The sequence below is a fragment of the Nocardia implantans genome, from assembly GCF_035544775.1.
Lineage (GTDB): Bacteria > Actinomycetota > Actinomycetes > Mycobacteriales > Mycobacteriaceae > Nocardia > Nocardia implantans.
Map to the genome: position 1 here is coordinate 272,042 of NZ_JAYKYQ010000010.1, position 18,715 is coordinate 290,756.

At 69.5% G+C, this 18,715-nt stretch carries 13 protein-coding genes and 1 pseudogene; 10 read left to right on the forward strand and 4 right to left on the reverse strand.

Annotation, left to right across the window (positions count from 1 at the left end):
- Window positions 1-6: 6 nt before the first annotated feature.
- Complete coding sequence (locus U3653_RS24250) at window positions 7-978, reverse strand: hypothetical protein (RefSeq protein WP_323124417.1); 972 nt, start codon at window positions 976-978, stop codon at window positions 7-9.
- A gap of 190 nt (window positions 979-1,168) precedes the next feature.
- Here U3653_RS24250 and U3653_RS24255 point away from each other — a divergent pair, with 190 nt between their 5' ends.
- Window positions 1,169-2,338 (forward strand): phosphotransferase family protein, encoded by a 1,170-nt coding sequence (locus U3653_RS24255; protein ID WP_195082318.1) that lies wholly within the window; start codon window positions 1,169-1,171, stop codon window positions 2,336-2,338.
- A gap of 184 nt (window positions 2,339-2,522) precedes the next feature.
- Here U3653_RS24255 and U3653_RS24260 read toward each other — a convergent pair whose 3' ends face one another.
- Window positions 2,523-4,187, reverse strand: a complete 1,665-nt coding sequence (locus U3653_RS24260) for an alkaline phosphatase D family protein (protein WP_195082319.1) — start codon at window positions 4,185-4,187, stop codon at window positions 2,523-2,525.
- A 105-nt stretch (window positions 4,188-4,292) separates the two neighbouring features.
- Between U3653_RS24260 and U3653_RS24265 the strand changes: the two genes are divergently transcribed.
- The 9 genes and pseudogenes from U3653_RS24265 to U3653_RS24305 all read left to right on the forward strand — a co-directional run bounded on the left by U3653_RS24265 (window position 4,293) and on the right by U3653_RS24305 (window position 17,610).
- A complete protein-coding gene (locus U3653_RS24265; protein WP_195082320.1) occupies window positions 4,293-5,636 on the forward strand; it encodes a replication-associated recombination protein A in 1,344 nt (447 codons plus the stop codon).
- A gap of 207 nt (window positions 5,637-5,843) precedes the next feature.
- Window positions 5,844-6,110: pseudogene (locus U3653_RS24270) on the forward strand (Uma2 family endonuclease); the annotation flags it as partial.
- Window positions 6,111-6,182: 72 nt separating this feature from the next.
- Entirely contained in the window at window positions 6,183-8,852 is a 2,670-nt protein-coding gene (gene alaS / locus U3653_RS24275; RefSeq protein WP_195082321.1) for an alanine--tRNA ligase, read from the forward strand.
- Complete coding sequence (ruvX, locus tag U3653_RS24280) at window positions 8,852-9,415, forward strand: Holliday junction resolvase RuvX (protein WP_195082322.1); 564 nt, start codon at window positions 8,852-8,854, stop codon at window positions 9,413-9,415. Before alaS ends, ruvX begins: the two co-directional genes overlap by 1 nt.
- Window positions 9,412-10,929, forward strand: a complete 1,518-nt coding sequence (gene mltG, locus U3653_RS24285; RefSeq protein ID WP_195082323.1) for an endolytic transglycosylase MltG — start codon at window positions 9,412-9,414, stop codon at window positions 10,927-10,929. Before ruvX ends, mltG begins: the two co-directional genes overlap by 4 nt.
- The gene (locus U3653_RS24290) at window positions 10,919-11,731 is read left to right on the forward strand and encodes a shikimate dehydrogenase (RefSeq protein WP_195082324.1); all 813 of its coding nucleotides are present in this window, start codon (window positions 10,919-10,921) and stop codon (window positions 11,729-11,731) included. Before mltG ends, U3653_RS24290 begins: the two co-directional genes overlap by 11 nt.
- Window positions 11,732-11,923: 192 nt before the next feature.
- Window positions 11,924-14,038, forward strand: coding sequence for a S9 family peptidase (locus tag U3653_RS24295; protein ID WP_195082325.1), 2,115 nt, complete (start codon window positions 11,924-11,926; stop codon window positions 14,036-14,038).
- 59 nt (window positions 14,039-14,097) lie between these two features.
- Entirely contained in the window at window positions 14,098-15,672 is a 1,575-nt protein-coding gene (locus U3653_RS24300; RefSeq protein WP_195082326.1) for a DUF885 domain-containing protein, read from the forward strand.
- Window positions 15,673-15,687: 15 nt separating this feature from the next.
- Window positions 15,688-17,610, forward strand: a complete 1,923-nt coding sequence (locus U3653_RS24305) for a S9 family peptidase (protein WP_195082327.1) — start codon at window positions 15,688-15,690, stop codon at window positions 17,608-17,610.
- On the opposite strand, the gene U3653_RS24310 is transcribed toward U3653_RS24305, so the two are convergent.
- Both U3653_RS24310 and U3653_RS24315 read right to left on the reverse strand, forming a co-directional pair.
- Window positions 17,585-18,433: an SAM-dependent methyltransferase gene (locus tag U3653_RS24310; protein ID WP_195082328.1), complete on the reverse strand. Its 849-nt coding sequence runs from the start codon at window positions 18,431-18,433 to the stop codon at window positions 17,585-17,587. The two genes, U3653_RS24305 and U3653_RS24310, sit on opposite strands and share 26 nt — an antisense overlap.
- Entirely contained in the window at window positions 18,430-18,654 is a 225-nt protein-coding gene (locus tag U3653_RS24315; protein ID WP_195082329.1) for a hypothetical protein, read from the reverse strand. The genes U3653_RS24310 and U3653_RS24315 overlap by 4 nt, the downstream gene beginning before the upstream one ends.
- Window positions 18,655-18,715: the final 61 nt, after the last annotated feature.

Here is an 18,715-nt window from a genome sequence, read left to right on the forward strand (position 1 = left end):
CCTGCGTCACGCCGCGGCGACGATGCCTCCGGTGAGCACTCGGTAGGCGTAGGTCACCGCGATCACGGCGACCGGGCCCGCGACCAACAGCCCCAACCCGCACAGCAGCAGCCCCAGGAACGTGATCACCAGCACCGCCAGCGCGAGCAGGAGCACCTGCCACGCGTTGGCGACCACCAGCGTGAAGCTGGACTTCAGCGCCTCGAAGGGACCCTGGTCCTGATCGACGACGAAGTGCAGCGAGAACACGCACAGCAATCCCGCGATCAACCCGGGAAGCAGGCACAGCGCCGACCCGAGGAAGGTCAGCGTGAACGCCAGCAGTGCGGTGAGCAGCACGTTGCCCGCGTTGACGAATCGGAAGTAGGCGCCGAAAGGCGGTGGCGTGCCGTCGGTCTCATACAGTGCGCCACGCACCATCGCCGCCTGCAGCAGCCATATCGCGGCCATGACCGCCAGGAAGACGAGCAGCAGCGGCAGCATCGTCGTAGGGTCGGCGACCTGCACGACGAGCACGAATGCCAGGTAGATCACCAGGCCCGCCGCGGTCACCCCCACCCACGGCCCCGGATTGGACCGGAATCGCGCCCAGCCGTAACTGAGCGCCCGGCCCACGTCCAGGGTGGCCGGACCGGTGGGCACCTGCTGGTAGCCGTAGACCGGCTCCTGGGCGGGCGCCGGACCGGAGGGCGCCCAGCCCGGCCCGGTGCCTTGCGGGCCGTAACCGGGGTGGCCTATGCCGGCAGGTGGGGCCTGCTGCGGTGGTTCGTTGCCGTAATGCGCCGCGCCGGGCCCCTCGTACTGCGGGTATCCGCCCGGGCCTGCCATCTCGTGGGGGGCGTGCCCTGTCCTGGGGCCGGCAGCCTGCGGATCAGGGTTCACGTGCTGCCCCGGCCGCGCGGCGGAGCGTGCGTCGTCGTGCTGGGAGGGAGCGCCGCCAGCTGATTGTTTGGGTGCGGGAGGCGGGGTGTCGGTCATGCGTAGACCTTTCCACTCAACTGGTTTGCGGTGTGGCGCAGGGCAGTTGACGATGACAAAACCCGACGGGTGCGGAGGTGTCAAGCGACCGGCGGGCGCCGTCCGGCCGTGCCGCGGACACGCCGAGCGACGCGGAAAGGTTGTGTAACCGCTCGCTAGAAGTGACCCCGAGCGAGTACTTTGAGAGGCGATGACCGCACTATTGGCCGAACGCGCCGCCGAAGTCGTGTCCGCAGCGCAACAGTTGCTCACAAAGCGAATGGGTGCTCCGGTAAAGCTGAGCGATCCGATCGAACTCAGCGGTAGTGGTAGGACGACGGTCCTACGTGTGCGTGTAGCGGAAAATGCCTTCTCGCTGCCGCGAACCCTGATCATCAAGCAGGTTCGCGGCGCCGCCCAGGAACGCCGGACCAGCGGCTTGGCGCCCGGGGTCGCCAGCATCGACTCCGCGTTCCTGCGCGAAACGGTGTCGTATCAGTTCACCACCGCGTTGAGCCGGGAGCACCGGCCGGGCGCGTACCTGATCGCCCACAGCCTTCCCGACCGTCTGCTGATCCTCAGCGACCTCGGTGAGAACTCCCTGTTGACCGCCGTGCTCCGCTCCGGCGCCGAGCCCGCCACCCGCAACGCCCTGATGGCGTTCGCCCAGGCGCTGGGCCGGATGCATGCCGCCACGGTCGGGCGCGAAGCCGACTTCGTCGCGTTGCTGCGCCGGGTCGATGTGGTGCACCGGGTCGACGGCATCGCCCAGCAGGCCGAGTCGGCGATCGCCGAGGTGCCCGGTCTGCTCGAGCGCGAGCTCGGCATCGAGGTGCCCGGCGAGATCGCCGAGCGCATCGTGCGCGGCAACCGCCTGTACTCCGCGGGCCGCTTCCGCGCGTTCAGCCCGTCGGACCTCTGCCCGGACAATGTGATCCTGAACGAGGAGGGCGCTCGCTTCCTCGACTACGAGTGGGGCGGATTCCGCGACGCCACCCTGGACATCGCCTACGCGCTGGTATCCTTCCCCGGCTGCCTGTGCGATCTCGAGCTCTCGCGGGAGCGGGCGCGCCAGATGGTGGAGGCCTGGCGTGCGGAGGTCGTCGGCGTGTGGCCCGCGCTGGCCGACGACGACCAGCTGGCCGAACGCATCCTGGAAGCCCGGTTGATCTGGGTCTGGCTGTCCACCTACTGGTTCCTGCCCGCCGACCACGCCCGCATCGCCGCCGCCAGGGAGCACGGCCTTTCGGTGCCGCGTTCGGCGGCGCTGATCAACCGCTGGGCCGCGCTCGCCGAGGACGCGCGGTGCACGGGAGACGACATCGTGGGGGATTTCGCCGAGGACGTGTCGGCGCGGCTGGAAGAACGCTGGGGCGAGTAAGCCCGCTGCGTCGAGTTCGCGTGCATCAGGCCGCTCTCGGCGACACCCGCCCTGCGTGCGAGTAAGGCGGCCTCCAGGTGGTCGACGCCCGCAGGCACAGCACCGGGACGCGCATCGTCGTGCGGTCCCGGCACCGAAATGCCGGTAGCGTGCCGGGGAGGACGCCAGTGGTCGACGGCAGCGCTCAGCCGAGCGGGATCTGCCTCGGCTCGATCCGGCCCCCGGAGCGGACGGCGAACGATGCGCCATGGCGAACACCGGAGTTCTGGTCCGCCACGTTCAGCAGGTAGTACCAGTCCATCTGCGCCTGGTCCGCGGTGATCTCCAGGACGCCGTAGCCGTGGGCATCCAACTCGACGTACCGCAAATGGCGGTTGACCGTCTTGATCGATTCGGCGATCGGAGCGGAGTTCGCCCGGAGCATGTCGCCGATGCTGGTCGAGGTCACCGACGGCACCACGAACTCGGCGCCCGCCGTCGCGCCGCCCGGGTAGCCCGCCGCGTCCAGAGGCAGGTCGGCGGCCCATGAGGAATGGATGTCCCCGGTCAGGAACAGCACGTCGGAGATCTGCTGGTCGACGATGGCGCGGAACAGCCGGGTGCGGTCGGCGGTGTAGCCGTCCCACTGGTCGCCGTTCAACGAGGGGCCGGCCTGCGGGAGGCCCATGGTGCTGGTGATCGCCGCCGTGGTGGCGGGCTCGAGCGGCGGGAACACCAGCGGGGCGATCATGACCGAGTTACCCACCAGCTTCCACCGCACCGGAGCGGAGGCCAAGCCGGCGGTGAGCCATTCCATCTGCGCCTTACCGGTGATGGTGCGCGCCGGGTTGTCGGCCTCGCGCCAGTTCGCCCCCGGCTTCGCCTCCTGGTCGCGGTAGCTGCGCAGATCCAGCATGGCGAGTTCGGCCAGGGTGCCGAAGCGCAGCCTGCGGTAGATCCGCACATCCGCGCCGGAGCCGGACGCGCGGACCGGCATCCACTCCAGGTAGGCCCGCGCGGAAACGGCGCGCCGGTCCGCCCAGCTGCCCTCGGTGGCGGGATCGTGGTTGTTCGCGCCGCCGGACCAGGAGTTGTCCGCGGATTCGTGGTCGTCCCAGGTGCAGATGAACGGCAGCGCGGCGTGCAGGGCGAGCAGATCGGGGTCGGTCTTGTACTGGGCGTGGCGGATGCGGTAGTCCGCCAGGCTGACGATCTCGTTGGCCGGATCGTGCGCGCGCACGGCGCCGTCGCGGCCGCCGTACTTGCCGCGGCCGTACTCGTAGATGTAGTCGCCCAGGTGCACGATCGCGTCCAGGTCGGTGCGAGCGGCCAGATGGCGGTAGGCGCCGAAGTAGCCTGCCTCCCAGTTCGCGCACGACACCACGCCGAACCGAAGGCGGTCCGGTGTGTCGGCCGCGGCGGGCGCGGTCCTGGTGCGGCCCACCGGCGAAGTCTGGCCGAGTGCGCTGAACCGATAGAAGTACTCGACGCCGGGAGTCAGGCCGGAAACGTCGACCTTGACCGTGTGGTCGGAGTCCGCCGAGGTCGTCACGGTGCCGGACGCGGCGGTCGAGGCGAACCGCTCGTCCGCGGCGATCTCCCACCGGACGGTCGCCGGGTCACCCAGGCCCGAGCCAGGCGCCGCGTCGTCGGAGACGGTGACGCGGGTCCAGATGATCACGCCGTCGGGCAGCGGGTCCCCCGAGGCGACGCCGTGGCGGAACACCGTTGTCGCGGCGTCGGCACGCCCGGCGGCCAGCACCACGGTCGCGGTGGCGGCGCTGCCCTGGAAAAGCACGCGTCGAGCGAAGCGCAAAGTGGACGAGGGATCTGAAACGGATGCGTTTTCAGTCACGGGTACCGATCCCATCCGAAGTACCGGCGACGCGCAACTCCGTGTGCCGCTCGCGGTGCGGACCGCGAGGGCGCGCCACGGCATGTCGCGCTGTCGGTGCGCCTGGGTAACGTTCCTGCCGTGAGCGATGGTTTGTTCGACGTGCCCGGAGCCGCGGTGCCCCCGGAGCATTCGATCGACACTGTGGTGCGCCGGGACGCGGGCGCGCCGCTGGCCGTGCGCATGCGCCCGGCCACGCTGGAGGAAGTGGTCGGCCAGCAGCATCTGCTCGGGCCCGGCTCGCCGCTGCGCAGGTTGATCGAGGGTTCGGGCGCCGCGTCGGTGCTGCTGTACGGGCCGCCCGGCACCGGGAAGACCACCCTCGCCTCGCTCATCTCCCAGGCCACCGGCCGTAGGTTCGAAGCGCTCTCGGCGCTCTCGGCCGGGGTCAAAGAGGTGCGCGCGGTCATCGACATGGCGCGGCGGCGGCTGTCGGCGGGCGAGCAGACCGTGTTGTTCATCGACGAGGTGCACCGCTTCTCCAAGACCCAGCAGGACGCCCTGCTCGCCGCGGTGGAGAACCGCATCGTCCTGCTCGTCGGCGCGACCACTGAGAACCCGTCGTTCTCGGTGGTGTCGCCGCTGCTGTCGCGCTCGCTGGTGCTGCAGCTGCGGTCGCTGACCGAAGCCGACATCCGCGAGGTGCTCGGCCGCGCGATCGGCGATCCACGCGGCCTCGGCGGCGAGTACACCGTGACCGACGCCGCGCTCGATCACATCGTCCGGATCGCGGGCGGCGACGCCCGCCGCGCGCTGACCGCCCTGGAAGCATCCGCGGAATCCTCGCTCGACGGCACCGTCGACGTGGACCTGGTCGAGGCCAGCGTCGACAAGGCCGCGGTCCGCTACGACCGTGCCGGCGACCAGCACTACGACGTGATCAGCGCGTTCATCAAGTCCATCCGCGGGTCGGACGTCGATGCCGCGCTGCACTACCTGGCCCGCATGCTGAGCGCGGGGGAGGACCCGCGCTTCATCGCGCGACGGCTGATGATCCACGCGAGCGAGGACATCGGCATGGCCGACCCGATGGCGTTGCAGACCGCGACCGCCGCCGCGCAGGTGGTGCAGCTGGTCGGCCTGCCAGAAGGCCGCCTCGCGCTCGCGCAGGCAACGATCCACCTGGCCACGGCTCCGAAGTCCGGCGCCGTTGTGGCCGCGATCGGCGCCGCCATGGCCGACGTCGCGGCGGGCAAGGCGGGCCCCGTCCCGCCCCACCTGCGCGACGGCCACTACCCCGGCGCGGCGGCGCTGGGCAACGCGCAGGGCTACAGATACCCCCACGACGACAAAGACGGCGTGCTCGCCCAGCAATACCCGCCCGACGAACTGGTCGGCGTCGACTACTACCACCCCACCGACCACGGCCACGAACGCGAGATCGGCCCCAGGATCGACAAGCTGCGCCGCATCGTCCGCGGCTGATCCGCCCAGTACCAGGCGTACTGTGTCGGTATCGGTGAAGGTCATCCGTTGGTCGGCCCGCCATTTCGTTCCGCAACGGCCGGAGATGTGGCTGTATCCGGAGCGCGGTTTGCAGGTCGAGTCGTACCGGAAGGGGCGGGTGCGTCCGGATGGGGTGTTCGCCCCCGACGGGAGTTTCGCAGGTGAGGCGAATGGGCCGACCCGGCGAAAGTCCTCATGATTGTGGAAGTGACCTCGTACGACACCGACACCGATCGTCGGGACCGGGTCGAGACGCCGCGCGCGTACGCCGAGACCGGTATCCCGGTCTACCTGCTGGTGGACCGGGACAGCTGCGAGGTGGTCGTGTTCAGCGAGCCGGAAGACGGTGTGTACAGCAAGACCGTGCGGCGGGCGTTCGGGAAGACTGTCGAACTGCCTGCTCCCGTGGGCATGACGCTGGACAGCGAGCCGCTGCGCGCCTGGGTTCGCTGACCGGTCGCGGGGACGCGCGCGGAGCCCGGTCGATGAAAATTCGCGTGCGCGGCACCGGTAGGCTGGGTATTCGTGCAGACCCACGAGATTCGACGGCGTTTCCTGGACCATTTCCTCCGTGCCGGCCATACCGAGGTGCCGAGTGCCTCGCTGATCCTGGCCGACCCGAACCTGCTGTTCGTCAACGCGGGCATGGTCCAGTTCAAGCCGTACTTCCTGGGTCAGGAGGCGCCGCCGTACCCGCGGGCGACCAGCGTGCAGAAATGCGTGCGGACCGGCGACATCGAAGAGGTCGGCGTCACCACGAGGCACAACACGTTCTTCCAGATGGCGGGCAACTTCTCCTTCGGTGACTACTTCAAGGAGGGGGCGATCACCCTCGCCTGGGAGCTGATCTCCAAGCCGCAGGACGACGGCGGTTACGGGTTCGATCCCGAGCGGATCTGGGTCACCGTGTACCAGGACGACCCGGAGGCCGCCGAGATCTGGAAGCGGGTCGCCGGCATCCCCGAGGAGCGCATCCAGTTCCGCGACGGCAAGGACAACTACTGGGACATGGGCGTGCCCGGCCCGGGCGGCCCCTGCTCGGAGATCTACTACGACCGCGGCCCCGAGTACGGCCGCGACGGCGGACCGGTCGCCGACGAGGACCGCTACCTCGAGATCTGGAACCTGGTGTTCATGCAGGACGTCCGCGGTGAGCTGAGCCCGAAGCTCGGGCACCCGCCGGTCGGGTCGCTGCCGAAGAAGAACATCGACACCGGTATGGGCGTCGAGCGCATCGCGCTGCTGCTGCAGGGCGTGGACAACGTCTACGAGACCGACCTGCTGCGCCCGATCATCGACAAGGCCGGAGAACTGACCGGACGCTCCTACGGTGTCCAGCACGAGGACGACGTGCGCTTCCGCGTGATCGCCGACCATGCCCGCACCGCCGCCATGCTGATCGCCGACGGCGTGAACCCGGGCAACGACGGCCGCGGGTACGTGCTGCGCCGCCTGCTGCGCCGCATCGTGCGCTCGGCCCGCCTGCTCGGCGCCGAGAAGCCGGTGATGAGCGAGTTCATGAAGGTGGTCAGCGACCTGATGGCCCCGTCCTACCCGGAGCTGGCCACCGACTTCCGCCGCATCGAGACCGTCGCGGTCGGCGAGGAGACGGCGTTCCTCAAGACGTTGAACACCGGCTCCACCCTCTTCGACAACACCGCCGCCGCGGTGAAGGCGCGGGGCGGCAGCACGATCGCGGGATCGGACGCGTTCACCCTGCACGACACCTACGGCTTCCCGATCGATCTGACGCTGGAGATGGCCGCCGAGGCCGGCCTGTCGGTCGACGAGGACGGCTTCCGCTCGCTCATGGCCGAGCAGCGCCAGCGCGCCAAGGAGGACGCCCAGGCGCGCAAGCACGCCCACGCCGATCTGACGATCTACAAGGAACTGGTCGACCGGGGCGCCACCGAGTTCACCGGCTTCGACGAGCTGACCTCCGAGGCCACCGTGCTCGCCCTGATCGCCGACGGCGTCCGGGTGCCTGCCGCGACCGCCGGCCAGGACGTCGAGGTCATCCTCGACCGCAGCCCGCTCTACGCCGAGTCCGGCGGCCAGATCGCCGACCGCGGCTCCATCACCGCCTCCTCGGGTCTGAAGCTGCGCGTCAACGACGTGCAGAAGATCGCCAAGAAGCTGTGGGTGCACAAGACCACGGTGGAGCACGGCCAGGTCACCGAGGGCGACGTCGTGCTCGCGCAGGCCGACCCGGCCTGGCGGCGCGGCGCCACGCAGGGCCATTCCGGCACGCACATGGTGCATGCCGCCCTCCGGCAGGTGCTCGGTCCGAACGCCGTACAGGCCGGTTCGCTGAACAAGCCGGGCTACCTGCGCTTCGACTTCAACTGGCAGGGCCAGCTGTCCGAGCAGCAGAAGGCCGACATCGAGGCCGTCTCCAACGACGCGGTGGGCGCCGATTTCCCGGTGAACACCTTCGTCACCGATCTGCCCAAGGCCAAGCAGATGGGCGCGCTGGCCCTGTTCGGCGAGAACTACGGCAACGAGGTGCGCGTGGTGGAGATCGGCGGCCCGTTCTCGATGGAGCTGTGCGGTGGCACGCACGTGCAACATTCCTCCCAGATCGGCCCGATCACGGTGCTCGGCGAGTCGTCGGTCGGCTCCGGCGTGCGTCGCGTGGAAGCGTTCGTCGGCTTGGACTCCTACAAGTACCTGGCCAAGGAGCGCGCGCTGCTGGCCGGTGTCGCCTCCGCGCTGAAGGTGCCCTCCGAAGAGGTGCCCGCGCGCGTAGAGCAGCTGGTGGAGCGGCTCAAGGTGGCCGAGAAAGAGCTCGAGCGCACGAAGATGGCAGCCGTGCTGTCCTCGGCGGGCAGATTCGTCGACGAGGCCGAGCGGATCGGCAGGCTGCTGCTGGTCGCCGTGGCCGCGCCGGAGGGCGTCTCCGCGGGGGATCTGCGCACCCTGGCCACCGACATCCGTGGCCGCTTCGGCAGCGAGCCCGCCGTGGTGGTGCTGCTCGGCAACGCCGAGGGCAAGGTGCCGTTCGTGGTCGCGGTGAACAAGCCCGCTCAGGAGCTCGGCATCAAGGCGGGCGATCTGGTCGGCAGCTTCGGCCCGAGCATCGCGGGACGCGGCGGCGGCAAGCCGGAGATGGCGCAGGGCGCCGGCTCGGACCCCTCCGGCATTCCGGCCGGCCTGGCCGCGGTCCGGGCACGGGTGGCCGAACTCGCCGGGTGATGGGCGATCCAACGGAACCGGAGCGGTCGGCGCAGCGCGGCGCCGACCGGCCGCATCCGGCCACCGACCCCGGTCGGGGCAGGCGGATCGGCGTCGACGTCGGCAGTGTCCGGATCGGGGTCGCCGCGAGCGATCCCGACGGGATTCTCGCCACCCCGGTGGAGACCGTGCCGCGCGCGAAACAGTCTCGGCGATCGGCTCCCGCACCCGATATCGAAAGAATTGCCGAAATTGTGCGGGAGTACGAGGCAGTCGAGGTAATCGTCGGATTGCCGCGGACATTACGCGGGGAGAAGGGCACTGCGGCTACGCTGGCCAGCGCATTCGCTGAGCGATTGCGGGCTGCTGTCGGGTCGGTGCCGGTCCGGCTTTCCGACGAACGTTTGACTACGGTGTCAGCTGCACGTGCATTGCGGGACAGTGGAGTTCGCGCGCGTGGCCAGCGGCAGGTGATCGATCAGGCGGCGGCCGTGTCGATCCTGCAAGGATGGTTGGACGAACGGAGTGCGGTGTTGAGGTCGGTGGAAGCGGGACGTCCTGCGTCGCCCGGGGACGATGCATGACGGATCGGTGGGCGCGGGCCGAGGAACTGTTCCGACAGCGCGAAGCTGATCGGCGTTACCGGAGAGACGACCGGGCCTGGGGCGAGTACGACGGTGACCGGTACGACGACTACGACGACGACACCACCGTCATCCCCCGTTACGTCGACGACGAGGAGGAGCCGGAGCCCGCACCGCCACCACCGCCCCCGCGGCGTGGCGGACAGCGCCCGAGGGCCGCGCGTGCGGAAGCGCCGCGCCGCTCGAAGCGCGCTGACTCCGAACGCGCGGAGTCGAAACGCGCCAAGCCCGAACGCTCCGGCCGCTCGCAGCGCGGTAAGCGCTCCCGGGTCGCCTCGCGTAAAGCCGCCGAGCGCAAGAAGCGCCGCCGCACCCTCTGGGTCGTCGCGGGCGTCTTCGTGCTGCTCTTCGCAGGCGCCGTCGTCTTCGCCGGGATGAAGTTCATCGGCAGTCTGGCTCCGCCGAAAGACTTCGCAGGGCCGGGGGGACCGCTGGTGGTGGTGCAGGTGCATCCCGGCGACACCTCGCAGCAGATCGCCGCGACCATGGTCGAGCGCGGTGTCGTGGCCAGCACGGGCGCGTTCTTCCAAGCGGCCGTGCGTAATTCGAACATGAACTCGGTGCAGCCCGGCTTCTACGCGATCCCCAGCCAGAGCCCCGCCGCGGAGGCGGTGGCGACGCTGGTCAGCAAACAGTCCAGGGTCGGCAATCTGGTCGTCTCCGAGGGGCGGCTGCTGCACGACCAGCACGACATGAACACCGGCGGGCGCTACGACGGCATCTACCGCAAGATCGCGGAAGCCAGCTGCATCGGCACCGGCGCCAACCAGAAGTGCGTGACCTACGAACAGCTCGATGCCGCGGGCGCGAGCCTGGACCTGGCCGCGCTAGGGGTGCCCGCGTGGGCGATGCAGGGTGTCAAGGACTGCCCGGACCGGACGAGGCAGCTGGAAGGCCTCATCGCCGCGGGTACCTGGGATTTCGATCCCAGCGCCACACCGCAGGAGATCCTGCGGCAGTTGGTGACCGCGAGCGCGAAGAGCTACGAATCCACCGGACTGCTGCAATCCGGCGCCGACACGAAACTGACGCCGTATCAGACGCTGGTGGCCGCCTCGCTGGTGGAACGTGAGGCGCAACCCCAGGACATGGGCAAAGTGGCGCGGGTGATCGTGAACCGGCTGCGGGCCGATCAGATGCTGCAGTTCGACTCGACGGTGAACTACGCCTTGGATCGCACCGAGGTGGCGACCACCGACGCCGACCGCGCTCAGGAAACCGCCTGGAACACCTACGCGATGCGCGGCCTGCCCAAGACTCCGATCGCCGCGCCGTCGTTGAACGCGTTGCGTGCCATGGAGAATCCGGAGGCGGGGCCGTGGCTGTACTTCGTCACGGTCGACAAGCAGGGCACCACCCTGTTCACCGACGATTATCAGGAGCATCTGCGCCTGATCGCGCGGGCACAGCGCAGCGGCATCCTCGACAGTTCCAAGGACAGCGGTGGGCGCTGATCGCAAGGCGGCGGTGCTCGGCAAGCCGATCGCGCACTCGCGATCGCCACAGCTGCATCTGGCCGCGTATCGCGCGCTCGGACTGAACTGGAGTTACGAGCGCATCGAATGCTCGGCAGAACAGCTGCCCGGACTGGTCGACGGACTCGGGCCGGAATGGGTCGGGCTGTCGGTGACCATGCCCGGCAAGGAAGCGGCGCTGGCCTACGCGGACGAGCGCACCGACCGGGCCGTGCTGGTCGGATCGGCCAACACCCTGGTCCGCGGCGACGCGGGCTGGCTGGCCGACTGCACCGACGTGGACGGCGTGCTCGGCGCGCTGCGCGGCGGCGGTGTCACCGACCTGACCGATGCCGTGGTGCTGGGAGCGGGCGGCACCGCGCGGCCCGCTCTGCTGGCGTTGTCGGAGCTGGGCGCGAAGTCGGTGACCGTGGTCGCCCGCGACGCCGGACGGGCGCGCGGCGCGCTGGAACTCGCCGAGCGACTGGGCATGATCGCGTCGCTCGCCGGATTCGACAACGGGCCGCTGCACGCGATCTGCGCGGCGGCGGGCGCTGTGGTGAGCACCATTCCGGCCACGGCGGCCGCGGTCGTCGCCCCGGCGGTGGCCGAGGCGCCGGTGGTGCTCGACGCGATCTACAACCCGTGGCCGACCCCGCTGGCCGAGGCGGTGGCCCGGGCCGGGCACACGGTGGTCAGCGGTCTGCAGATGCTGCTGAATCAGGCCTACGGCCAGGTCGAGCTGTTCACCGGGCAGCAGGCGCCGCGCACGGAGATGGCGGCGGCGCTCGACGAATCGTGATCGCGGCCGCGCCTGCCATAGCCGCGTGCGTGTTCCCCGGCGGCGAAAGCCGATGGCCGCGCATCGGCGGACCCGATCGGGGGCCTATGCGAGGGCGCGGCCTCGAACGTCTCGCTGGTGAACCGCCCGAATCAAGCGCCGCCGTGGACGCAGAGGGCAGGGCGAGGGCATCGCTGCGCTTAGCATCGTCTCATGACCGACGTGACCGAGTTTCCCGTCCAATCCGCGCGCACCCAGCGCTTCACGCTGGGCGTGCCGCGTAACTGCGCGGTCGCTCCGGACGGGCGCCATGTGGTCTTCCTGCGTTCGCGGTCGGGCACCGATTCCGTGACGTCGCTGTGGGTACGCGACGTCGAGACCGGCGTGGAGCGGATGATCGCGGATTCGGCCGAACTGCTGGGCGCGCGGACGCAGACCAGTTCGGCGCGCGAACGCGCGCTGCGCGAGCGGGCGCGCGAGGCCGCTACCGGAATCGTCCGGTACGCCACCGATGCCGCGGTCTCGAAAGTGGTCTTCGTCTTGGCGGAGACGCTCTACGTGGCCGACGTCGATACCGGTGCGGTCGATGAGCACAAGCTCGACGGACCGATTTTCGATCCACGGCTTTCGCCGGACGGACGCTTGGTCGCCTACGTGTCGGGGCCGACGGTGCGGGTGTTCGAAATCGATAGCGCCACAGACCACGTCGTGATCGGCGGTGTCGACGACACCAGGCAGTACGGTCTGGCGGAGTTCATCGCGGCCGAGGAGATGGGCCGGGATCGCGGCTTCTGGTGGTCGCCCGATTCGCAGCATCTGCTGATCACCGGTATCGATGAGGCGCCGGTGAACCGGTGGTGGATCGCCGACAGCCGCAATCCGCAGCAGCCACCCACCGAACTCGCCTATCCGGCAGCCGGGACCGCGAATGCCGATGTCACCGCGCACGTGGTGGATCTGGACGGCAATCGGGTCGACATCGAGTGGGATCGCGACGCCTATCCGTATCTGGCGCGGGTGGACTGGACGGCCGGTGGGCCGCCGCTGTTGCTGGTCCAGAGCCGTGATCAACGGACGCAGCATCATCTGGCGGTCGATGTCGAAACCGGCCGGACCGATCTCGTGGCCGCCGAAGCCGATGAGGTCTGGCTCGAACTGGTCGCCGGTGTGCCGGCCCGCACACCGGCGGGGCGGCTCGTGCGCGTGCGCGACGACGCGACGACGCGCGCGCTGTTCGTCGACGACGAGCGGGCGACCGCGCCGGAGCTGCACGTGCGGGCGGTGCTGGACGTGCGCGACGACGACATCTTGTTCACCGCCTGCGAAACCGCGTCCCCCCGGCACCGCGAGATCGGGGAGATCCACGTGTACCGCTGGGGCCGTGACGGAACGGTTCGGCTGACGAGCGAACCAGGGGTGCACTCGGCCACCCGCGGCGGCGATGTCATCGTCGTGCGATCCAATACGCTCGCGAGCACCGACACTCGGACGCGGATTCTGCGCGGCGGCAACGTCCTCGGTGAAATCCCGGCTTTCTCCGCAGCGCCGGTGCTGACCGCCCGGCCTCATCTGCAGTTGGCCGGAGCGCAGCACAATCCGGCCGCGGTGCTGCTGCCGACCGGGTATTCCGGCGACGATCCGCTTCCGGTGCTGCTCGACCCGTACGGTGGCCCGCACGGCCAGCGGGTGCTGTGCGACCAGCGCGCCTACCTGGAAGCGCAATGGCTGGCCGACAAGGGATTCGCGGTGATCGTGGTCGACGGTCGCGGTATGGCCTGCCAGAATCCGGCACGGCAGCGGCTCGTGGCCGCGGACCTGGCCGGAACTCTCGACGATCAGGTCGACGCGCTCGGCGCGCTCGCCGCGCGGTACCCGCTGGACCTGAGCAGAGTCGCGATCCGCGGATGGTCCTTCGGCGGCTATCTCGCCGCGCTGGCGGTGCTGCGGCGACCCGATGTGTTCCACGCGGCGATCGCGGGTGCGCCGGTCACCGACTGGAGCCTGTACGACACGCACTACACCGAACGATATCTGGGCCACCCGGATCGGCGACCGGAGGTGTACGCCGCCAACTCCCTGGTCACGGCGTCCGGCCTCGCGCCGTCCGCCGAACCGACCCGGCCACTGCTGCTGATCCACGGGTTGGCGGACGACAATGTCGTCGCCGCGCACACCTTGCGACTGTCGGCGGCGTTGCTCGCCGCGGGACATCCGCACGAGGTGCTTCCGCTTTCCGGCGCGACGCACAAGCCGACGGACGAACGAGTGGTGGCCAACCTGTTGCTCCATCAGCTCGACTTCTTGCGACGTTCGCTCGGTTTGTCCTGAAACCCCTGGTAGGACGCGATTCCAGCGACGGAGACGTGGACCGGGGATACCATGGCATGATGCGCGAGCGGGATGTTGCGGCCTACTCGAGGGACATTCTCGAATCCGTGTGGTCGGTCACCCCCGACGCCGCGATCGAGGCGGGGAGGCTACCTCCGGTCCTGTGGGAGGATCCGACGCAGGGCGGGCGCGACGCCGTGCGTGATCGTATCGAACTCTTGCTGAAGGAACTCGATCAATTCGGCGGTGACCGCACCTGCGAGGATCTGCGCGCCGCGATGCGATTCCATCTGCTGTCCGCCGCCTCGCTCGCGACATCGCGCGACATCTCCGAGCTCAACCACATGACCGGCCCGGTGGCTCGGCTGAGCTGGGCGTCGCGTTCCTGGCCGCAGCGCGAGGATCCGCGGTTCGATTCGTATGTCGAGCGGCTGCGGGCCTTCCCCGCTTATGTGTCCGAGCTGGTCGGGGAGATCGCGGCCGCGAGCGAGACCGTTCGGGGTTCGGCGCCGGTGCTGCACGCGTTCATCAGCCAGGTGGACACGCTTTTCGCGACCCGTGCCTGCGGCCCCGACCCGCTGCTGCACGGCATGAGCGCCGCTCGCGAGCAGGGGAATTCGGTCGCCGAGATCCCACAGGAGGTCGTCGAGCGGGTCTACCGGGCGCTGGCGGAGCTGCGTTCGGTGGCCGTCGCGGAACTCGCGACGGCCGTGCCCGCCGCGCCGTCGGCGATCTCGCCGGCGGGTCCGGACCGCTATCGCGAGGCGATCTTTCGCGGAACGAGCGTGCCGCTGTCGCCCGAGCGGCTCGAAGCCATCGGCCTGGATCTGTTGCGCGCGACCGAGGCCGAGTTCACCGCCCTCTCCGGCCGGAATTTCGCGCGAGAGCTGCTTCCCGGCGACGAGATCATGCGGCGCTTCGCCGACGCGCACGAGCTGTTGACCTCGGCGAGCCGGGTGCTGGTCGAGCGGTGGCCGATGGCACCCTGCCAGGTCGAACCGATGCCGGAGACGAACGCGTCGACGGGTCCGCCCGCGTTCTACGGTCCGTCGTCGTATCGCAACGGGCGCCCCGGGTCGCTGTTCGTCAATGCCATGCTGCCGACCTCGACGAGGTCGTCGGAAGTGCTACCGCTCGCGATGCACGAGGGCGTGCCCGGGCATCACCTGCAGATCGCGCTCCTCGACGAGAACGACGCGGTGCCCGAGGTGCTGCGGCTGCTTCCGGTCAACGCGTTCGCCGAGGGGTGGGCGGTTTACGCCGAGACCCTCCATGCGGAGATGGGCCTCGAGCTCAGCGAGCTGGACCGGCTGGGTCTGCTGATGCACCAGCGCTGGCGGGCCGCGCGACTGGTGACCGACGTGGGTTTGCATGTGCGGGGCTGGAGCGTGGAGCAGGCCGTGGAGTTCATGGCGCGGCACACTCTCCAAGACGTCGGCCAAGTCCGCAAGGAAGTCGTCCGTTACCTGGCCTGGCCCGGCCAAGCGCTGGGCTACGCGGTCGGTGCCCGGGCGATCGCGAACCATATCCGCGAGATGGTCGGTTCGGGCCTGACACTCGCCGCGGCCCATACGGCGCTGCTGGACCGCGGCTCCCTGCCACTCACCGCGCTGACCGGTCACGACCGGAATTGACGAACGGGGGCGACCATGCCGGATCGGTACAGCCTTGCCGACTGGTTTTCCCGCACGCTCGCACCCCTGCTCGGCGCGGTCGGCGATCTCGCCGACCCGTGCCCGGCCCCGGATGGGCGCCACGTCGCTTGCACGGGAGTGGTGCAGCGCGAACTCGGCCGCCCGCCCGAAAGACGCTTGTACCTGATCGATCCGGAGCGGCGGTCGCTGCGCGAGTTACCCGGTGATCGGCAGATCCACGGGGCGGCGACATGGTCTCCCGACAGCGGCCGGTTGGCGGCGATTCGGGAGTCGGATGCCTCCGACGCTCATCAGCTGTGGATCGTCGAACCGGACGCGAGCCGGAATGGCAGAGAGTTTCCGCTGCCCGGTTGGGCCGAATACGTGGAGTGGTCCCCCGACGGCCGAAGGATCTTGATCGGCGTCGCACCCGACGGCGTCGATCGAGCGGGTGCGCTGGGGTCCGACCGGGTCGGAAAGGCGGCTCCCGCTTCGGACGCCGCGCCGGTGACTACACGGTGGCTGGCCGTGCTGGATCCGGTCACCGGGGACTGGGAGCGAGTCACCTCGCCCGGGCTCAACGTCTGGGAGGCCATCTGGTGTGGCCCCGACGCGCTCGTGCTACTGGTGTCCGACGACGCGTCCGAGGATTCGTGGTACAGCAGCCGTGTCGTCCGGCTGGCGCTGGGATCCCGTTCGACCGAACTGCTGTATCGGCCGATGACCGGGTTCGGCTCGCAGCCGCAACTCGGTTGGCTTGCCGCATCTCTCGATGGAAGATGGGTCGGCCTCATCGAGGGGGTGTGCAGTGATCGAGGGCTGGTCGCGGGCGATGTACGGGTACTCGATCTCGTCTCCGGTGTCAGCGCGTCGTTCCGGGCGGGTTTCGACGCGACCTCGCTGGCTCGGTCGGACCACTCCGGGCGATTCGTGGCGGCAGGCCTGCGGGGGCCGTGCAATATCGTCGCGACCATCGACGCCACAACGCAGCGCGCCGAAACTCTCTGGGAGGGTTTGGATTTTCTCGGGGGCGCCCGCCGGTTCCCGAAGGTGGTTGTCGGTGGCGAGCGTATCTTCGCCATCGCCGAGAACCTCGACACGCCCACCGGACTCGTCGAGCTGACCCGGGGTCGCCGCAGGCGGATCTGGTCTGTCGGCGGCACAGCCGACGACACCGGCCTGCGGGGGGTCACCTCGCGCTGGGTGAGTTGGAAGTCTTCGGACGGCACGGAAATCCATGGCCTGCTCACGCTGCCCTCCGGTGCGCCGCGCGGATTGCTGCTGTGGGTGCACGGCGGGCCGGTCAGCGTGTCGGCGGATCAATGGAAAGGGCGGCCCGCGTCGATGAGCTATCTGCTCGCCGAAGGCATCGCCATCTTCCGGCCGAATCCGCGAGGCAGCGTGGGTGACGGCCGCGAATCGGTGGCGCGGCTGGTCGGCGACCTCGGCGGCGTCGACACCGAAGACGTCCTGTCCGGGCTGGATTGGTTGTCCGCGCAGGTGCTGGGCGCACTGCCGACCGCGGTGGGCGGAGAGAGTTACGGAGGGTATCTGACCGCGTGGCTGCTCACGGAGACCACCCGGTTCAAGGCCGCCGTGGTGAGTTCGCCGATCACCGACTGGACGAGCTTTCAGCGGACGTCGAACATCCGGCGGTTCGCCGAGACCTTCGCCACGGGGGCCGCGCTTCGCCGCAATCCGCTGCGCCGTGCGGGCGAGATCACCACTCCGACGCTGGTGATCGTCGGCGGGCGCGACCGCTGCACTCCGCCGGGAGAGGGGCGCCAGTTGCACGACGCGTTGCGGGCCGACGGTCGCGCGCCCGCTCGGCTGGTGGAGTTTCCCGACATCGGCCACGTGCCGCGCGAATTCCCCGCGTTGCTGGACTATTCCGAGGCGATCCGGGACTGGATCACGAATTTCCTGTGGGCAGGGTGACGGCGTCGAGATAGTCCGGGTTCGTCAACCGGGCGGCGATGTCGCTGTCCACTCGTTCTGGCACCGGTATCGGCGGCAGATACAGCGTTGTCGCGGGGGTGAGTAGTTCACCGACCTCACCGAGCTGCCCCACCGTCGAGTGGTAGAGGCGTGAGGGCTCATCGGTGATCGCCGAGACGACCAACGTGGCGGGGTGGCCCGGTGCGTAGAAGCGAGACAGATACTCGCCCAGCTCCCGGATGCGGTCGGGCGTGTTGCCGGTGTCGGCGCTGTGCAGCCGCGTGCCCAGCAAGCCGACCTGCCAGATGACCGCGGCCAGCTCCGGCTGCAGCGTCCGTCGATACAGCAGGATGTCGGTGGCCTCGTGCATCTGGACGCCCGTGCCGACGATGTCGATCCCGAGATCCGCCATCAGGCAATCCAATGCGGAGATGCCCGGCAGCGTGCGTACCCGCACACCCAGGCGCGGACCGGCGCGCAGGCAGATAGCCGACGGCAGCGACAACAGCAAGGGATGTCCGTACAAGGCCAGCGCTACCGGAGGCATCTCGATCGCCGCCTCCAGCGCGCGCGCCGCCATCGTTTTATAGGTGCGCAGCCGATCGGAACCGTGTACATAGAATTCCGAAGTATCGACTATGTCCGGGCAGAGTGCACGGAGAAATTCCGCCGTGCCGGGAACGTAGCTGGCGTACAGAATTCGATTAACTCGGCCCAGAACTGTTCGGGTTTCCGCTGTCACATGTGACGGCTTCAATCCGAGGCCGGCCAAATAGAGATCGGCGTCCTCGGCCGTCGGCACGTTGTCGGCGCCGCTGATCAAGGACGCATGTCGCCGACGATGTCGTCGATGACGTCCATCACGGACTGTGCTCGCCCGGCGGTAACCGAGTGCTCCACAGCGGATTCGGCGAGCCAGCTCGCGGCGCCGGGCAGCGCGTCGGGCGCCGCCGATCGCGCGACGGGCTCGGCGAGCCAGCCCGCGGTGCCCGGCACGGTGTCGGGCACCGCCGATCGCGCTGCTGTGGCGGCTGCTGCTCGCATTTCGGAAACGATCATGGCCCGTCCCCCGCTCTGGGTAATCTGAACCGGATGGCATACAGAG

What these genes read in the sequence shown, in the direction of transcription:
- U3653_RS24250 (WP_323124417.1), bottom strand. Translation starts at nt 978, where the DNA reads ATGACCGACACCCCGCCTCCCGCACCCAAACAATCAGCTGGCGGCGCT.
- U3653_RS24255 (WP_195082318.1), top strand. Translation starts at nt 1,169, where the DNA reads ATGACCGCACTATTGGCCGAACGCGCCGCCGAAGTCGTGTCCGCAGCG.
- U3653_RS24260 (WP_195082319.1), bottom strand. Translation starts at nt 4,187, where the DNA reads ATGGGATCGGTACCCGTGACTGAAAACGCATCCGTTTCAGATCCCTCG.
- ruvX (WP_195082322.1), top strand. Translation starts at nt 8,852, where the DNA reads ATGGGCGATCCAACGGAACCGGAGCGGTCGGCGCAGCGCGGCGCCGAC.
- mltG (WP_195082323.1), top strand. Translation starts at nt 9,412, where the DNA reads ATGACGGATCGGTGGGCGCGGGCCGAGGAACTGTTCCGACAGCGCGAA.
- U3653_RS24295 (WP_195082325.1), top strand. Translation starts at nt 11,924, where the DNA reads ATGACCGACGTGACCGAGTTTCCCGTCCAATCCGCGCGCACCCAGCGC.
- U3653_RS24300 (WP_195082326.1), top strand. Translation starts at nt 14,098, where the DNA reads ATGCGCGAGCGGGATGTTGCGGCCTACTCGAGGGACATTCTCGAATCC.
- U3653_RS24305 (WP_195082327.1), top strand. Translation starts at nt 15,688, where the DNA reads ATGCCGGATCGGTACAGCCTTGCCGACTGGTTTTCCCGCACGCTCGCA.
- U3653_RS24315 (WP_195082329.1), bottom strand. Translation starts at nt 18,654, where the DNA reads ATGCGAGCAGCAGCCGCCACAGCAGCGCGATCGGCGGTGCCCGACACC.